We start from the raw sequence: 13,774 nt of genomic DNA, 5'->3' as shown, positions 1-13,774 counted from the left end.
GCCGGGTTTTTCGGCGGTCCGTTCGTCCGGCATTCCCCGCGGAGGAGGTTCCATGAACAGCGCTCCCGGTCGTCGCTTCACCGCGTTCACCGGTTTGCTCGCGCTCGCCGCCAGTGTCCTGGTCGGGGCAGGGTCGGCGTCCGCCCCGGCGGTCGCCGCACCCGCACCGGCCAGCAACGGCATCCAGTACAAGGTCCTGGTCTTCACCAAGGCGATCGGCACGAAACACCCGTCGACCGCGGCGGGCGTCGCCGCCATCAAGCAGCTGGGCAACCAGCTCCGGTTCACCGTCCAGGAGACCGACGACGCCCGCAAGTTCGACGCCCCGCACCTCAAGCAGTTCCGCGTCGTCGTCTTCCTCAACACCTACGGCGACGTGCTCGACGCGGCGCAGCAGGCCGCGTTCGAGGAGTACTACCGTGACGGCGGCGGCTTCGTCGGCGTCCACTCGGCGATCGAGACCGAGACGGACTGGTCGTTCCTCACCGACGTGCTCGGCACCAGGGCGGCCGGCTCGTCCGAGGTCACGCAGGCCACGATCAAGGTCGCTGACCGGGTCCATCCGGCGTCGAAGACGCTGCCGGAGTCCTGGAAGCGCACCGACCAGTGGTACAACTTCACCTCCAACGTGCGCGGCAAGTCGCACGTCCTGGCGACCGTCGACGAGAGCACCTACGCCGGCGGCACGATGGGCTTCGACCACCCGATCACCTGGTGCAAGGACTACCAGGGCGGCCGTTCGTTCTACACCGGGCTCGGCGACACCCCCGCCAGCTTCGGCACCCAGGACCTGCGGGCGCACCTCGGCGGCGCGATCCAGTGGGCCTCCGGCACGACCGACGGCGACTGCGGCGCGACCGTGCTGGCGAACTACCAGATGGACACCATCGCGGCCCCGCCGAACGTCGGCGAGCCGATCGGCTTCGACGTGCTGCCCGACGGCCGGGTCCTGCAGACCGACCGCCGCGGCATCCTCCGGCTGCACGACCCGGCTGCGAACGCCAGCCACGTGCTGGCCCAGATCCCGGTCTACATGGCGAGTGAGGACGGTCTGTACGGCCCGGCCGTCGACAACAATTTCGCCACCAACCACTGGGTCTATCTGTATTACTCGCCGCTGACCCAGGAGGCGCCGTTCCCGCAGACGACGCCGACCGCGAACTCCCCGACGACCGGTGCCGACCCGAGCGTCTGGGATCCGTGGAAGGGCTACTTCCAGCTGTCGCGGTTCAAGTTCGTCGACGGGCCCGACCCGACCATCGACCTGACCTCCGAGCAGAAGATCCTCAAGGTGCCGGTCGACCGCGGGGCCTGCTGCCACGTCGCGGGTGACATCACCTTCGACAAGGACAACAACCTGTGGATGGTGACCGGCGACGACACCCCGGCGGGTGGCGGCAACTCCGGTGGCTTCGGGCCGTTCAACGACATGATCACCACGACCGGGCTGTACAACGCCCCGTACGTCGACGCCCGGCGCTCGGCGATGAACACGAACGACCTGCGCGGCAAGGTGCTGCGCATCAAGGTCCAGGACGACGGCTCGTACACCGTCCCGGCGGGCAACCTGTTCACCGGCAACGAGGAGGGCGGCGGCAAGACCCGGCCCGAAATCTACGCCATGGGCTTCCGCAACCCGTTCCGCATCACCGTGGACAGCGACGGCGTCGCCTACGTCACCGACTACTCGCCCGACTCGTCGACGCCGCAGGTGTTCCGCGGCCCGGCAGGCACCGGCCGGCTGGAGATCGTGCGGAAACCGTCCAACTACGGCTGGCCGCTGTGCTACTCGCCGGACCTGCCGTACTACCGGTGGAACTTCAACACCTCGACGCCGCTGGACAACCCGCCGCAGGCGTTCGAGTGCAACAACCCGGACCACGGCCCGGCCAACACCTCGCGGTGGAACACCGGCCTGACCTACGCGCCGCCGATCGCGCAGCCGGACCTGTGGTACTCCTTCCAGGACAACAACGCGGCCAACCCGCTCGGCACGCCCTGCGCGGCCTACTACACGCAGAACCCGCCCGGCAAGTGCCCGCAGCTGTTCCCGGAGCTCGGCACCGGCGGCGTCGGGCCGCACGGCGCGGCCAAGTACGAGTACGACGCGAACAACCCCAATCCGACGAAGTTCCCGGCGTACTACGACCAGTCCATCTTCTTCGGCGAGTTCACCCGCGACTACCTGCGGGAGATCCGCCTGGACTCCTCCGGGCAGGTCTTCAAGATCAATGACCTGCTCAGCTGCGGCCAGGGCCCACCGACGACCGCACGCCCGTTCCTGTGCGACAACCCCATGGACATGAAGTGGGGCAAGGACGGCAACTTCTACCTGCTGACCTACGGCGACGGCTTCTTCACGGCCAACCCCGACGCCGCACTGGTGAAGTTCAGCTACGTGAAGGGCACGCGGGCACCGATCGCGAAGCTCGCCGCCACCCCGACCGACGGTGTCGGGCCACTGACCGTCGCGTTCTCCAGTGAGGGCTCGAACGACCCGGACCCGGGCGACTCCATCAAGTTCGCCTGGGACTTCGACGGCAACGGCACGACCGACTCGGTCGATCCGAACCCGACCTTCACGTACACCACCAACGGGGTGTACACGGCGCGGCTGACCGTCACCGACTCCAGCGGCAAGACCGCGTCGGCGAACACGACGATCACCGTCGGCAACACCGCACCGACGGTCAACGTCACCGTGCCGATCGAGGGCGGACTGTTCGCCTTCGGCGACACGATCCCGTTCAACGTCACGGTCAGCGATCCGCAGGACGGAGCGATCGACTGCTCCCGCGTGCAGGTGACGTTCGTGCTCGGGCACGACAGCCACGGCCACGCCGAGTCCACCGCGACCGGCTGCTCCGGAACGCTGCCGACCTTCGCCGAGGACGTCTCCCACGGCGGCAACGTGTTCGGCGTGATCAGCGCGTCGTACACGGATCTGGGCGGTCCCGGCGGCATCCCGGCGCTGAGCACCGTCGACCAGGCGACCATCCGGCAGAAGAAGCAGGAGGTCGAGTTCGCGATCGACCAGTCCGGGACGAACACCGCGGCGACCACCGACACCGGCGGCGGGCTGCAACGCGGCAGCCTCGGCAACGGCGACTGGATCGCCCTCAACGGGACGATCGATCTTAAAAACATCAACTCGCTGACGTTCCGCACGTCCGGTGGTACCGGCGCGGTCGAGGTCCGCCTCGACGCTGTCGACGGGCCGGTGCTCACCACGGTCACCATCGCGGCCACGGCGAGCCAGACCACCTATCAGAGCCAGACCTTCCCGATCACGGACCCCGGCGGGGCACACCGGATCTATCTGGTGTTCCGTCCCGTCGCGGGCGGGCCGACGAACAACTTCTTCAACCTCAACTGGGTGGAGTTCGGCGGCCAGGGCGTGAGCGCGCCCTAGCACCACCACCGCGGCGGAGTGCGCCGGCCCCGCATGCGGCGCACTCCGCCCCCGGTCAGAACCACACGCACAAAACAGCAGAAGGAGCAACGCATGTCCGGAAAGATCAGCCGGCGCCGGTTACTGGCCGGCGCGGGCCTCACGGCCGCAGCCGCGTTCACCCCGCTCGGCCCCGCGTCCGTCTTCTCCCCGACGTCCGCGAGCGCCGCCAACGGCCGGCTCATCCCCCCAGGCAAGCTCGGCACCATCACCTACAGCCAGCGCGACGTGCCGACCCGCATCGGCATCGCCGCGAGCGCCGCGCTCGGCGTGGCGCCGACGATGGGCTACCTGGGCGGCCCCAACTTCCCGAAGGACCCGACCGACCTCGGTCCGCTGGTGCCGCTGCCGGGCGGCTGGCTGGAGCTGTTCGAGTTCCTGGCCAAGTGCGGCTTCAAGCAGATCGAGTTCGCCGGTTACGGCCAGCACGCCTCGAACCCGGGCGGCGCCGCGCCGAACCCGGCCCCGGGCGGCACGACCACGCCGGAGTCGCGTGCGGCCTACCTGGCGTACGCCCGGACCCTGCGCGGGTTCCTGGACGCCTTCGGGCTGCAGGCGATCGGCAACCACGGGTTCGTCCCGAACACCTGGAACGGCCCGGGCAGCGCCGGCGGCGCGATGTCCACGCAGGACTACGAGCGGCTGCAGACCGAGCTCGAGTTCGCGTCGATCCTCGGCATGCCGTACATGGGCACGGGCAACGACCCGACGAGCGCCAACAACCGCAACATCGAGCCGTGGACCGTCGCGGGCGAGAAGTGGTCGGCGCTGAACGAGATCAGCGTCGGACAGTGGGGCATCCACATGTACACCCACAACCACTCGCCGGCGTACAACTTCCTGCAGGACGGTCCGATGGTCACCATCACGCAGGACCGTGTCACCGGCGCGCCGATCACGCCGAGGCAGGTCCGCGGCGAGTCCGGCAAGCGGCTCATGCAGCACTACCTCGACATCACCAGCCCCGACCTCGTCGTCATCGAGATGGACGTCTACTGGGCCCACGTCGCTCAGCACCAGCACCGCTGGCGCTACGACTGGGAGGGCAACCGCGTCGAGGACATCTTCGACCCGACCGCCCAGGTCGCCAAGCAGACCAAGCGGTACGCGCTGTTCCACGCCAAGGACGGCGACGCCACCGGCCAGGCCCCCGGCGTGGGCGACGGCTACTCGTGGATCCCGTTCGGCGACCCCCGCAGCGACATCAACTACAAGGGGTTCTACAGCAACATCGGCGCCAAGGGCTACCACAACTCGAACTACGAGCAGGACAACGCCCCCGGCGGCAACGGCGACCCCGGCCAGTCGCTGCGATTCTCCAAGATCAGCGCCGCGGGCATGACCGGCCTGCGCGGCTAGCGCGATCCACCAACGTTGATCTTGTAGTTGTGGTGCCGCGACACTTCCGCGACGTCCGGGTTTGTTAGGCACCACAACTGCAAGATCGACGCGCCCGAACCGGGGTTTGTCGTCGGATTGTCACGCTTCCGCGGAATCGCCGCCATGAGCCCCGACGACGATGACGACAGGGCGGGCAGGCGACGAAGGAGCTGGACATGACGGTGTTGCACGTCCCGGACGGTTCCGACTTCAGCCTCGTGTGCGACGGGTGCGGCATGACCGTACACCACCTCGGCGCCAGCCTGCACAACTGGGATCTCGTCTGGAGCCTGTTCAGAAGGCATGGCTGGATCGGTGTGCGCTCGTCCTGCGGCCCTCACGGCTGCCCCAGGTGCACCCTGCGGGCCGGGCTGGTGGCCGACCAGTAGACGCCCGGACGCCGTCAGCCGGCGACGGTCGTCGGCGTGGCCGCGCGCAGCCATCCCAGTGCCTCGGCCCGCTCGGCGAAGTTCGGCAGCAGGTGCTCGACCGAGAGCATCCGCAGTGCGTCCAGCACACGTTGCGACGCTCCGACGAGACAGACCCGGGCACCGTGCCGGGCCGCACGGGCCTGCGCCCGCACCAGAACCGCGAGCGTGCCGGAGTCGATGGAGGGCACGCTCGTGACGTCGAACAGGACGTGCTGCATCGGGCGCACGTTCGTCATGAGCACGTCGTAGAGCCGGGCGATGGCCGCGAGGTGCAGATCGCCCTTGAACTCGATGAGGACGACGCCGGCCACCTCGCTCACGCTGAGCCGCTGCGACCCGCGGCCCGCCGGCATCCGGGTCTCCCGCTCGAAGGACTGCTCGACCATGCTCCTGCGGGAGTTGGAGTCCGCGCATCGGCCACAGGCGTGCGGACCGGTCGGCAGGTCGGCGCCTCGCCAGCCGTCCTCGACGAACAGGCTCCACGCGACGTTCCAGGTGCCCATCGTGGGCGCGAGGCCGGTCACCAACTGGCCGCAGCCGTCGCAAGCAAGGCTGAAGTTCGTGCCGTCCCGGCTCAACAGTGCGGTCATCGACGTTCCTCTCAGTTCGAGCGCGCCGATGCCACGATTACGGGCGAGTGTGGCCGAACTACCGCGGTCTTGTGACAGTCGTGTGACGGTCGGCGAGGAACGGCGGCCCGCGGCCACGGTGGCGGCGGTGGAGCGCAGACGGGGGCCCTTTAACCGCTCCACCGCCGGTCCTGGGTCAATCCGGCGAGCCGTTTCCCACCGATGCATCGAGCCTGCCGGTTGAACGAGCCGCAAGTAGCGTGCGTTCGCGATGTGGCGGTCATCCCGCGATCACGTAACGGTTGCGTGACAGATCTGCGGCTCCAGGGCTCTGTGGTTGCCACCCATTTGCCAGCGGCGATGTGCACACGCTGAGATCTTCAGGTGACCGAAGATTCTGCAACCCGGCGGCGGACCCCCTCGCCCGATGGTCCCGCGTCCCGCATCTCCCGCACGGCGCGATGGGCCGCGAACGTCGCGCAGTCACGGGCATTCGAGGCGTTGATCGTCGTCGTCATCGGCGCGAACGCACTGGTACTCGGCATCGAAACGTATCCGCACCTGGGGACGGCCGGCCAACTGCTGAACGGGCTGGAGTGGTTCTTCCGGATCGTCTTCGTCGCCGAGATCACCATCCGGATCCTGGCGCACGGCAACCGGCCCCAGGACTTCTTCAAACAGGGCTGGAACGTCTTCGACTTCGTCGTGATCGCCGCCGCGTTCATCCCGGGCCTGCACGGCGACTCCACGGCCCTGCGGGTGATCCGCATCGCCCGGGTGGTACGGCTGGTGCGTTTCTCGCCCGGGCTGCGCACGATCGTCGCCGCGCTGCTGCGCAGCCTGCCCGGCGTCGGCGGCTTCCTCGCCCTGGCCCTGGTGACCCTGTACGTCTACGGGATGGCCGGCTGGCTGATCTTCGGCAATACCTATCCGGAAGAGTACGGCACCATCGGCCAGGCCGCGCTGACCCTGTTCGTGCTGTTGTCGCTGGAGACGTTGCCGGACCTGATCGAGCAGGGCATGGCGCTGTCGCCCTGGACGCTCGTGTACTACGTCAGCTTCGTGCTCATCACCGTGAACCTGCTGGTGAACATCCTGATCGCGGTCATCGTCAACTCGATGGAGGAGGCCCGCCGGCTGGAGATGACCGAACGGCTGGCCGCCGACTTCGACGAGGACGGCGACGGCGTGCCGGACGACATCGACCGGATCGTCATCAGCCAGCGGCTGGACGACCTGCGGACACTGCTCCACGAGCTGGAACGGGACCTGCGGATCGACCGTGACGACCGCCGCCGGACGGACACGTAGGGCTGCGCCGTGCGGCGACGAATGCAGCTGTACCTCACCGGAAGGCCTGGGCCAGCAGCAGCCCGACGGCGGCAGCACCGAGGCCGGCCACCACCGAGGCGATCACGTTCATCACGGCGTAGAACCGGGCCCCGTCCTGGACCAGCCGGAACGTCTCGTAGCTGAACGTCGAATACGTCGTCAGCGCACCGCAGAACCCGGTGCCCAGCACCGCCGCCACCGCCGGGCTCGCGGGCAGGCCGACGAGCAGCCCGAGCAACAGCGACCCGGCCACGTTCACCGTCAGCGTGCCCCATGGGAACGCGGAGTCGTGCCGGGCCTGGATCGCCCGATCCGCGAGATACCGCAGTGGCGCGCCGACGGCGGCACCGACGACGACGAGCAGCAGCGTCACCACGCACCAGCCTTCCTGCCGGCCTGTCCGCGCCACCGTCCCACCACACGGGCGGTCGCCGTCGCCCCGGCCCACACCGCCAGCAGCGCACCGACCACGGTCGCGCCCAGGTAGGCCAGCGCCACCCACGGCGACCCTGCCTCCGCGGTCCGGTGGATGTCGACCGCATAGGTGGAAAACGTGGTGTAGCCGCCCAGCACCCCGACACCCAGGAACGGACGCAGCAGCCGCCGGCCGGGGACCACCTCGGTCACCACCACCATGAGCACACCGATGAGCAGGCACCCCGACACGTTGACCACGAAGGTCGACCACGGGAATCCGCCCGCCGGATGCGGCCAGGCCGTCGACAACCCGTGGCGGGCCAGCGCCCCGCACACCCCGCCCGCGGAGATGGCCGCCAGCACCGGCACCGGACTCGGCCGCAGCTCCGCCCGGTCCGCGGGCACGTGCAGATCGACATCCGGATCCACCGCGGCTGGATTGCGCTCGCTCACACCGGTCCCTCCCCTACCAGGGCACACAACAGCTCACTGGCAGGGACCGTTGGCGTCGTCGCAGTTCACCCCGGACAGGGGGTCGGCGGGCCCCACCGCCGGTGGCACCGATCCACGATGCCACCGACAGCGTAGCGGCCGGACTCCGCGGAGCGCCTCGCGACCCTCCTGGCCGCCGGGTCTGCCGCCTGAACGCCGCCCGTCACGTCGCTCAGCGCTGGATGGCCTTGGTCTCCAGGAACTCCTCGAGACCGTGGCGGCCGAACTCGCGACCGTTGCCGGACTGCTTGTAGCCGCCGAACGGGGCGAGCGGGTTCCAATGGCCGCCGTTGACGTCGACCTGGCCGGCACGCAGCCGCTTCGCCACCGCGAGCGCGTGCTCGGGCTCGCCGAACACACCGCTGGTGAGGCCGTACATCGTGCTGTTGGCGATCTCGACGGCTTCGTCCTCGTCGGCGTACGGAATGATCGTCAGCACCGGGCCGAAGATCTCCTCCTGGGCGATGACGGAGTCCGGGTCGACGTCGGCGAAGATCGTCGGCCGGACGTACGCACCCTTCTCCAGTCCCTCCGGCCGCCCGGGACCACCGAGGACCAGCGTCGCGCCGTCGGCGATGCCGCGCTCGATGTAGCCGTTGACCTTCTCGCGGTGGGCCTCGGAGGCCATCGGGCCGATCCGGGTGGCCTCGTCGCCCGGGTCGCCGACGGTGTACTGCGCGGCGGCGGCGAGCGCCAGCTGTACGACCTCCTCCTGGCGCGCCGCCGGCACGAGCATGCGTGGCCAGGCACCGCAGACCTGGCCGCCGTTGATGAACACCATCCGCAGCCCGGTCTCGACCGCGGTGGGCAGGTCGGCGTCGTCGAGGATCAGGTTGGCGCCCTTACCCCCGAGCTCGAGCGCGACCCGCTTGACGGTTGCGGCGGCGACCGCGGCGATCCGCCGGCCGGCCCGGGTGGAGCCGGTGAACGAGATCATGTCGATGTCCGGGTGCGCGGCGATGGCCTCGCCGACGACCTCTCCCGTGCCGTAGACGACGTTGAAGACCCCGGCCGGCAGGCCCGCCTCGGCGGTCACCTCCGCGAGGATCCGTGCGGTCAGCGGCGCGACCTCCGACGGTTTGAACACCATGGTGTTCCCCGCGATCAGCGCGGGCGCCAGCTTCGACACGATCTGCTGCAGCGGGAAGTTCCACGGCGTGATCGCGCCCACCACGCCGATCGGCTCCCGCACGATCAGTGAGTTTCCGACCTCCTCGGTCCAGTCGTACTCCGTCGCGAGCCCGGCGAAGGACTCCACGACCGCGATCGGGAAGCCGACCTGGGCGGTGCGGGACAAGGTGAGCGGGGCGCCCATCTCGGCCGTGACGGCGGCGGCGATCTCCTCGGTCCGGGCCCGCAGGCCGTCGCCGATCCGCCGGACGACGGCGGCACGCTCGGCCGGAACGGTCGCGGCCCAGCCCGGGAGGGCGGCGCGGGCAGCGGCGACCGCGCGGTCCACGTCGGCGGGGGTACCGGCGGGCACCTCGGCGACGACTCCCCCGTCCGCCGGGTTCAGGACGGTGATGGTTTCGGCGGTACCGGCGGGAACGACCTTGCCGTCGATCCAGTGGCCGGCCGCGCTGTGTGCATGTTCGGTCATGGGTCCGACTCTCGGCCGGCGGGATCGGCGCAGCCAGGGCCTGACGATCCCTGGCTGTTCCGGGCATCCGCTGCGACGCTTGGCGCCCGGCGGAAACACGGCCGGCCAGAGCGTTGTTGCAGGAGAGGTGACCATGGACCGCGCGCGACTCGCGGAGTTCCTCCGGACCCGGCGTGAGGCGCTGCAACCGGAGGATGTCGGCCTGCCTCGTGGCCAGCGGCGGCGGCGCACCGGTGGGCTGCGCCGCGAGGAGGTGGCGGCGCTCAGCGACATGTCCACCGACTACTACAGCCGGATCGAGCAGCAGCGCGGGCCGCACCCGTCCGAGCAGATGCTCGCCGCGATCGCCCGCGGCCTGCGGCTCTCCCTGGAGGAGCGGGACCATCTGTTCCGGCTCGGCGGCTACCCCACCCCGCAACGGGTGCGGCGCAACGACCACATCAACCCCGGCATGATGCGCATCTTCGACGGCCTCGGCGAGGCCGCCGCCCAGGTGGTGAGCGACCTCGGCGAGACGCTGCGGCAGACCCGGCTCGCCGGCGCCCTGCTGGGCGACGAGACCGGCCACACCGGCCTCGCCCGCAGCCTGCACTACCGCTGGTTCACCGACCCCGATGCCCGGCGCCACTACGTCGAGGACGACCATCCGGCGCACAGCCGGCTCTTCGCGTCGGACCTGCACCGTGCCTACACCCGCGACGGCAAGGACTCCCGGGCCGGGGACATCGTCGAGGCCCTCCTCGCCCGCAGCCCCGAGTTCGCCGACCTGTGGCGCGCGCATCCGGTCCCGGGCCCGTACTGCGCACCGAAGCGCATCCAGCATCCGCAGGTCGGGCTGCTCGAACTACACTGCCAGGTCCTGCTGGATCCCGACCACTCCCAGTCGCTGCAGGTCTTCACCGCCACCCCGGGCAGCGAGAGCCACGAGAAGCTGCGACTGCTGTCGGTCATCGCCGGCCAGGAGCTGTGACGCCGGGGCCGTGTGGAACGGCATCACACCGGACAGCAACGAGTCGGCGGTGTCGCGGCGAGTTGTTCAGCAGGTGTTGCGGACGCCCGAGCGGGTGAAGACGTGGATCGCGACGACCCGCTCCGGCAACTGCGGCGACGCCCAGGTCGTCTCGTAGTCGCGCGTGATCCGCGCGCTCTCGGCCTCGGTGAGCAGCGCCGCGTAGACGGTCACCTGCTCGCCCGCCCGGCCGTCGCCGAACGCGACCTGGCGCATCGTCCACGTGCGGCGGTCACGGTCGGCCTCGGCCGCCAGCGCCGTGACGTAGTAGAGGTCACCGCCCCTGGCGTACAACCGCAACTCGAAACCCTCGGGCACCAGGCCGGTGCCGGTGATGATCTCGCAGGAGCCGACCGGACCGTGGTCGGCGAACGCGAACGGCGACTCCGGCGGGGTCACCGGAGTCCGGTTCAGGAAAACCAGCCCGGCACCGACGACGGCCACGAGCGCGGCTGCCGCCGCCAGCAGCCGGACGCGCCGTCGCCGCGGCCGGGCGGAAGGTGCGGGCGGGCCGGCGTCCGGCAGGGACAGCCACGCCGACGAGGAGTACGCCTTCTCGAGCAGGTCGATGTGCACGCGCCGGAAGCCGGCGCCGGATAGCCCCGCGTAGCCGTGCACGACGACGTCCTGGAACAGGTCGTCGGTGACCGCGACGACGAGGTCCCGGCCGGCGTCGGACTCCAGCGCGGCGCGCAGCTCGGACGCGTTGACCAGGCGGCACGCGTCGACGACGGCCTTGCCGACGAAGCCGGTGGCCGCACGGTGGGTCACGCCCTGGGCCAACGCCAGCCGGAGACGCAGCCGGTCGCCGCCGGCGCGGTTCGCCTCGGCCAGGCCGTCCGTCAGCCGCCGCACGACGGCGCCGATCGCGGCGCCCTCGTCGATCGCCGCCGGCAGCAGGACGAGCTGGCCGTCGCCGCGGTCCTGGCGTTCCACCCTGGACCGGCGCAGCCCGGCCGCATCGAGCGCCTGGTCGAGCAGGCGTTTGAGCACCGCCTGCGCCCGCAGCTGTCCGGCGTTGTCGAGGGCGCTGTACCGCTGCACGTCGACCGCGAGGCAGAGCCGGCGGATGGCCGGGGACGTGCCCGACGTCATCGGGGTGCCGTGATGAGGGCCGGCCGGTCACCGGGCCTCGGGTAGGTCCTGTTGATGCGGCGAGCATAACGACGGCGGTGCCGGGCGGCGGAGATCCGTTCGGTTGCTCCCGCCGCCCGACAGGTCCGGCACCGAAAGCCGCCCGGGCAGGGCCTCGACGGTCATCCGGGCTCGGCGGTCACAGCTTCCCGGAGATCTCCTCGCCCACCTTGGTCCACTGCTCGGCGGTGAGTGCGGCCTTCGGCGTCACCGTCAGGGCCACCACCGTCCCGCCCTTGCTCACGCCGACCCCGTCGTCCGTGGTGAACACGCCCGTCTTCGGAGCCGCCGTCTGCAGCCGGGTGATGCGGACCTTGGTGCCGCTCGCGCTGGTGTGCGTACAGCCGACGCCGACGTCCGTGGTGATCACCCGCTGGTCGATCCGCCCGCCGGCCAGCGTGGCCAGCGTGTCCTTCCCGACCATTCCGCAGACCGCGTCGGCGTCGACCTGACCGACCGGCACCTTGCGCGGGACGGCGGTGCCGTCGATCCGGTCGAGGAGCATGCCGAGGTTCGTGTCGAGCGTGTCGAAGGTCATCTCGGCCGCGTGGCCACTGGTCTCGCTGGTCGACACGAAGACGGCGACCACGACGTTGCCGCGCTGGCGGAAGCCGAGCGCGCCGCGCCCGCCCGTGTAGGGAAACTCGACGTCGAAGCCGCCCCACCGCGTCCGTCCCGCCCGCTGGGCATCGGTACCGCCCGCCGCGGCGGTCCGGGTCGCCGCGGTCACCGACTCGCACGCCGTGGCGGTCGTCTTCAGCTGGGCGAGGAACGCCTCGGCCGCGGCGGTGTCCGGGAGCACCACACCGAAGGAGGACGTGCGCAGGTACTTGTCGGTCATGCCCGACTCGAGGTGACCACCGGCGCTCGCCGGCGTCGGCACCTTCTGCTTGCCGCAGGCAGGGATCTCGCTGCCGGTGGTGACCCGGATGGTGGCGATGGTCCCGGAGAGCAGGCCCGTGGTCTGCCAGGCCGCGCCGGCGGGGTACCGGTCCCAGAGCTCGTCGGCGGTCAGCCGGAACCCGGCCGAGGCCTGCGGTGACGGCTCGCGCTGGTCACCGCTGCCGGCACCGCCGCCGTCGCCACAACCAGCGGCCGCCAGCGCCACTGCGACGCCGACGACCAGAACAGACCACCTCATGCACGCTCCTTCGTCGTTCCGAGGACACGATGACGGGTGCGCGGCCGGCAGATGCCGTCACATGAGGGGATCGGCGTAACCGGTGCCGGGCAGGTGTCGCGGATGTCCGACCGGGTAGCACTGCCGGGGATCGCGAGGGGGCCGACGTGGTCGAGGACGGCTTGGTGGCATTCGGCCAGATTCTGCTCGCTGCCGTGCTGGGCGCCGTGGTCGGCGTGGAACGGGAGCTCGGTGCGCAGCCGGCCGGGCTGCGCACCCACATGCTCGTCTCACTCGGCGCGGCCCTCTTCACGCTCGCCGGGGCCGGGCTGCCGCACACCGACCCGACGCGGGTGGCCGCGCAGGTGGTCACCGGCATCGGGTTCCTCGGCGGCGGCGCGATCTTCAAGGAGGGCGTCACGGTCCGGGGCCTGACCACGGCGGCCTCGTTGTGGGTGACCGCCTCCATCGGTCTGGCCGTCGGGCTGCGCGCGTGGCAGGCTGCCGTGGCCGTCACCGCGCTCACGGTCGCCGTGCTGTGGCTGGTCAAGCAGGCCGAACGCCACTTCCTGCAACTCCGGCGAAACCTGGTGCTGTGCGTGGCGCTCAAAAACGGTGTCTCGCTCGACGAGGTGGAGCACGAGATGCTGCGGGTGCTGCCCCGGGCCAAGGTCCTGCGCGTCACGTACGCCGAGCACGAGCAGGTGATCGAAGTGACGGCCCGGCCACCGACGACGGCCTCGCTGCCGCAGCTCGCCGAGGCGCTGCGCCGGCTGCCCGGTGTCGCGGGCGTCAACGTGTCCGGCTGATCCCAGCGGCCGCCGGGGAATGTGCCCCGT

12 protein-coding genes are annotated in these 13,774 nt (G+C 70.6%); 6 read left to right on the top strand and 6 right to left on the bottom strand.

What is annotated here, in order from left to right; genetic code table 11:
• Positions 1–52: 52 nt before the first annotated feature.
• The 3 genes from Dfulv_RS23335 to Dfulv_RS23325 all read left to right on the top strand — a co-directional run bounded on the left by Dfulv_RS23335 (position 53) and on the right by Dfulv_RS23325 (position 5,220).
• A complete protein-coding gene (locus Dfulv_RS23335; RefSeq protein WP_259866769.1) occupies positions 53–3,412 on the top strand; it encodes a ThuA domain-containing protein in 3,360 nt (1,119 codons plus the stop codon).
• Positions 3,413–3,505: 93 nt separating this feature from the next.
• Positions 3,506–4,810: a sugar phosphate isomerase/epimerase family protein gene (locus Dfulv_RS23330; protein WP_259866767.1), complete on the top strand. Its 1,305-nt coding sequence runs from the start codon at positions 3,506–3,508 to the stop codon at positions 4,808–4,810.
• A gap of 197 nt (positions 4,811–5,007) precedes the next feature.
• Positions 5,008–5,220 carry a hypothetical protein gene (locus Dfulv_RS23325; RefSeq protein ID WP_259866765.1) on the top strand — a complete coding sequence of 71 codons (213 nt, stop codon included), beginning with the start codon at positions 5,008–5,010 and terminating at the stop codon, positions 5,218–5,220.
• 14 nt (positions 5,221–5,234) lie between these two features.
• Here Dfulv_RS23325 and Dfulv_RS23320 read toward each other — a convergent pair whose 3' ends face one another.
• A complete protein-coding gene (locus tag Dfulv_RS23320) occupies positions 5,235–5,852 on the bottom strand; it encodes an STAS domain-containing protein (RefSeq protein ID WP_259866763.1) in 618 nt (205 codons plus the stop codon).
• 363 nt (positions 5,853–6,215) lie between these two features.
• On the opposite strand from Dfulv_RS23320, the gene Dfulv_RS23315 reads away from it, so the two are divergent.
• Entirely contained in the window at positions 6,216–7,142 is a 927-nt protein-coding gene (locus Dfulv_RS23315; protein ID WP_259866761.1) for an ion transporter, read from the top strand.
• 34 nt (positions 7,143–7,176) lie between these two features.
• Here the strand turns inward: Dfulv_RS23315 and crcB are convergent, their stop codons facing one another.
• The 3 genes from crcB to Dfulv_RS23300 form a co-directional block, all read right to left on the bottom strand.
• Positions 7,177–7,536, bottom strand: coding sequence for a fluoride efflux transporter CrcB (crcB, locus tag Dfulv_RS23310; protein WP_259867862.1), 360 nt, complete (start codon positions 7,534–7,536; stop codon positions 7,177–7,179).
• Positions 7,533–8,033: a fluoride efflux transporter FluC gene (locus tag Dfulv_RS23305; protein WP_259866759.1), complete on the bottom strand. Its 501-nt coding sequence runs from the start codon at positions 8,031–8,033 to the stop codon at positions 7,533–7,535. Before Dfulv_RS23305 ends, crcB begins: the two co-directional genes overlap by 4 nt.
• A gap of 211 nt (positions 8,034–8,244) precedes the next feature.
• The gene (locus Dfulv_RS23300; RefSeq protein ID WP_259866757.1) at positions 8,245–9,672 is read right to left on the bottom strand and encodes an aldehyde dehydrogenase family protein; all 1,428 of its coding nucleotides are present in this window, start codon (positions 9,670–9,672) and stop codon (positions 8,245–8,247) included.
• Positions 9,673–9,805: 133 nt separating this feature from the next.
• On the opposite strand from Dfulv_RS23300, the gene Dfulv_RS23295 reads away from it, so the two are divergent.
• Positions 9,806–10,642 carry a helix-turn-helix transcriptional regulator gene (locus Dfulv_RS23295; RefSeq protein WP_259866755.1) on the top strand — a complete coding sequence of 279 codons (837 nt, stop codon included), beginning with the start codon at positions 9,806–9,808 and terminating at the stop codon, positions 10,640–10,642.
• Between the two features lie 66 nt (positions 10,643–10,708).
• Here the strand turns inward: Dfulv_RS23295 and Dfulv_RS23290 are convergent, their stop codons facing one another.
• Both Dfulv_RS23290 and Dfulv_RS23285 read right to left on the bottom strand, forming a co-directional pair.
• Complete coding sequence (locus tag Dfulv_RS23290) at positions 10,709–11,776, bottom strand: hypothetical protein (RefSeq protein WP_259866753.1); 1,068 nt, start codon at positions 11,774–11,776, stop codon at positions 10,709–10,711.
• A 178-nt stretch (positions 11,777–11,954) separates the two neighbouring features.
• The gene (locus Dfulv_RS23285; RefSeq protein WP_259866751.1) at positions 11,955–12,956 is read right to left on the bottom strand and encodes a hypothetical protein; all 1,002 of its coding nucleotides are present in this window, start codon (positions 12,954–12,956) and stop codon (positions 11,955–11,957) included.
• A gap of 164 nt (positions 12,957–13,120) precedes the next feature.
• Here Dfulv_RS23285 and Dfulv_RS23280 point away from each other — a divergent pair, with 164 nt between their 5' ends.
• The gene (locus Dfulv_RS23280) at positions 13,121–13,744 is read left to right on the top strand and encodes an MgtC/SapB family protein (protein WP_259866748.1); all 624 of its coding nucleotides are present in this window, start codon (positions 13,121–13,123) and stop codon (positions 13,742–13,744) included.
• The last annotated feature ends 30 nt before the right edge of the window (positions 13,745–13,774 follow it).

It is taken from the genome of Dactylosporangium fulvum, from assembly GCF_025137375.1.
Lineage (GTDB): Bacteria > Actinomycetota > Actinomycetes > Mycobacteriales > Micromonosporaceae > Dactylosporangium > Dactylosporangium fulvum.
The sequence above is the reverse complement of the archived record's forward strand: the minus strand, read 5'-3'. Positions and strand labels throughout refer to the sequence as shown.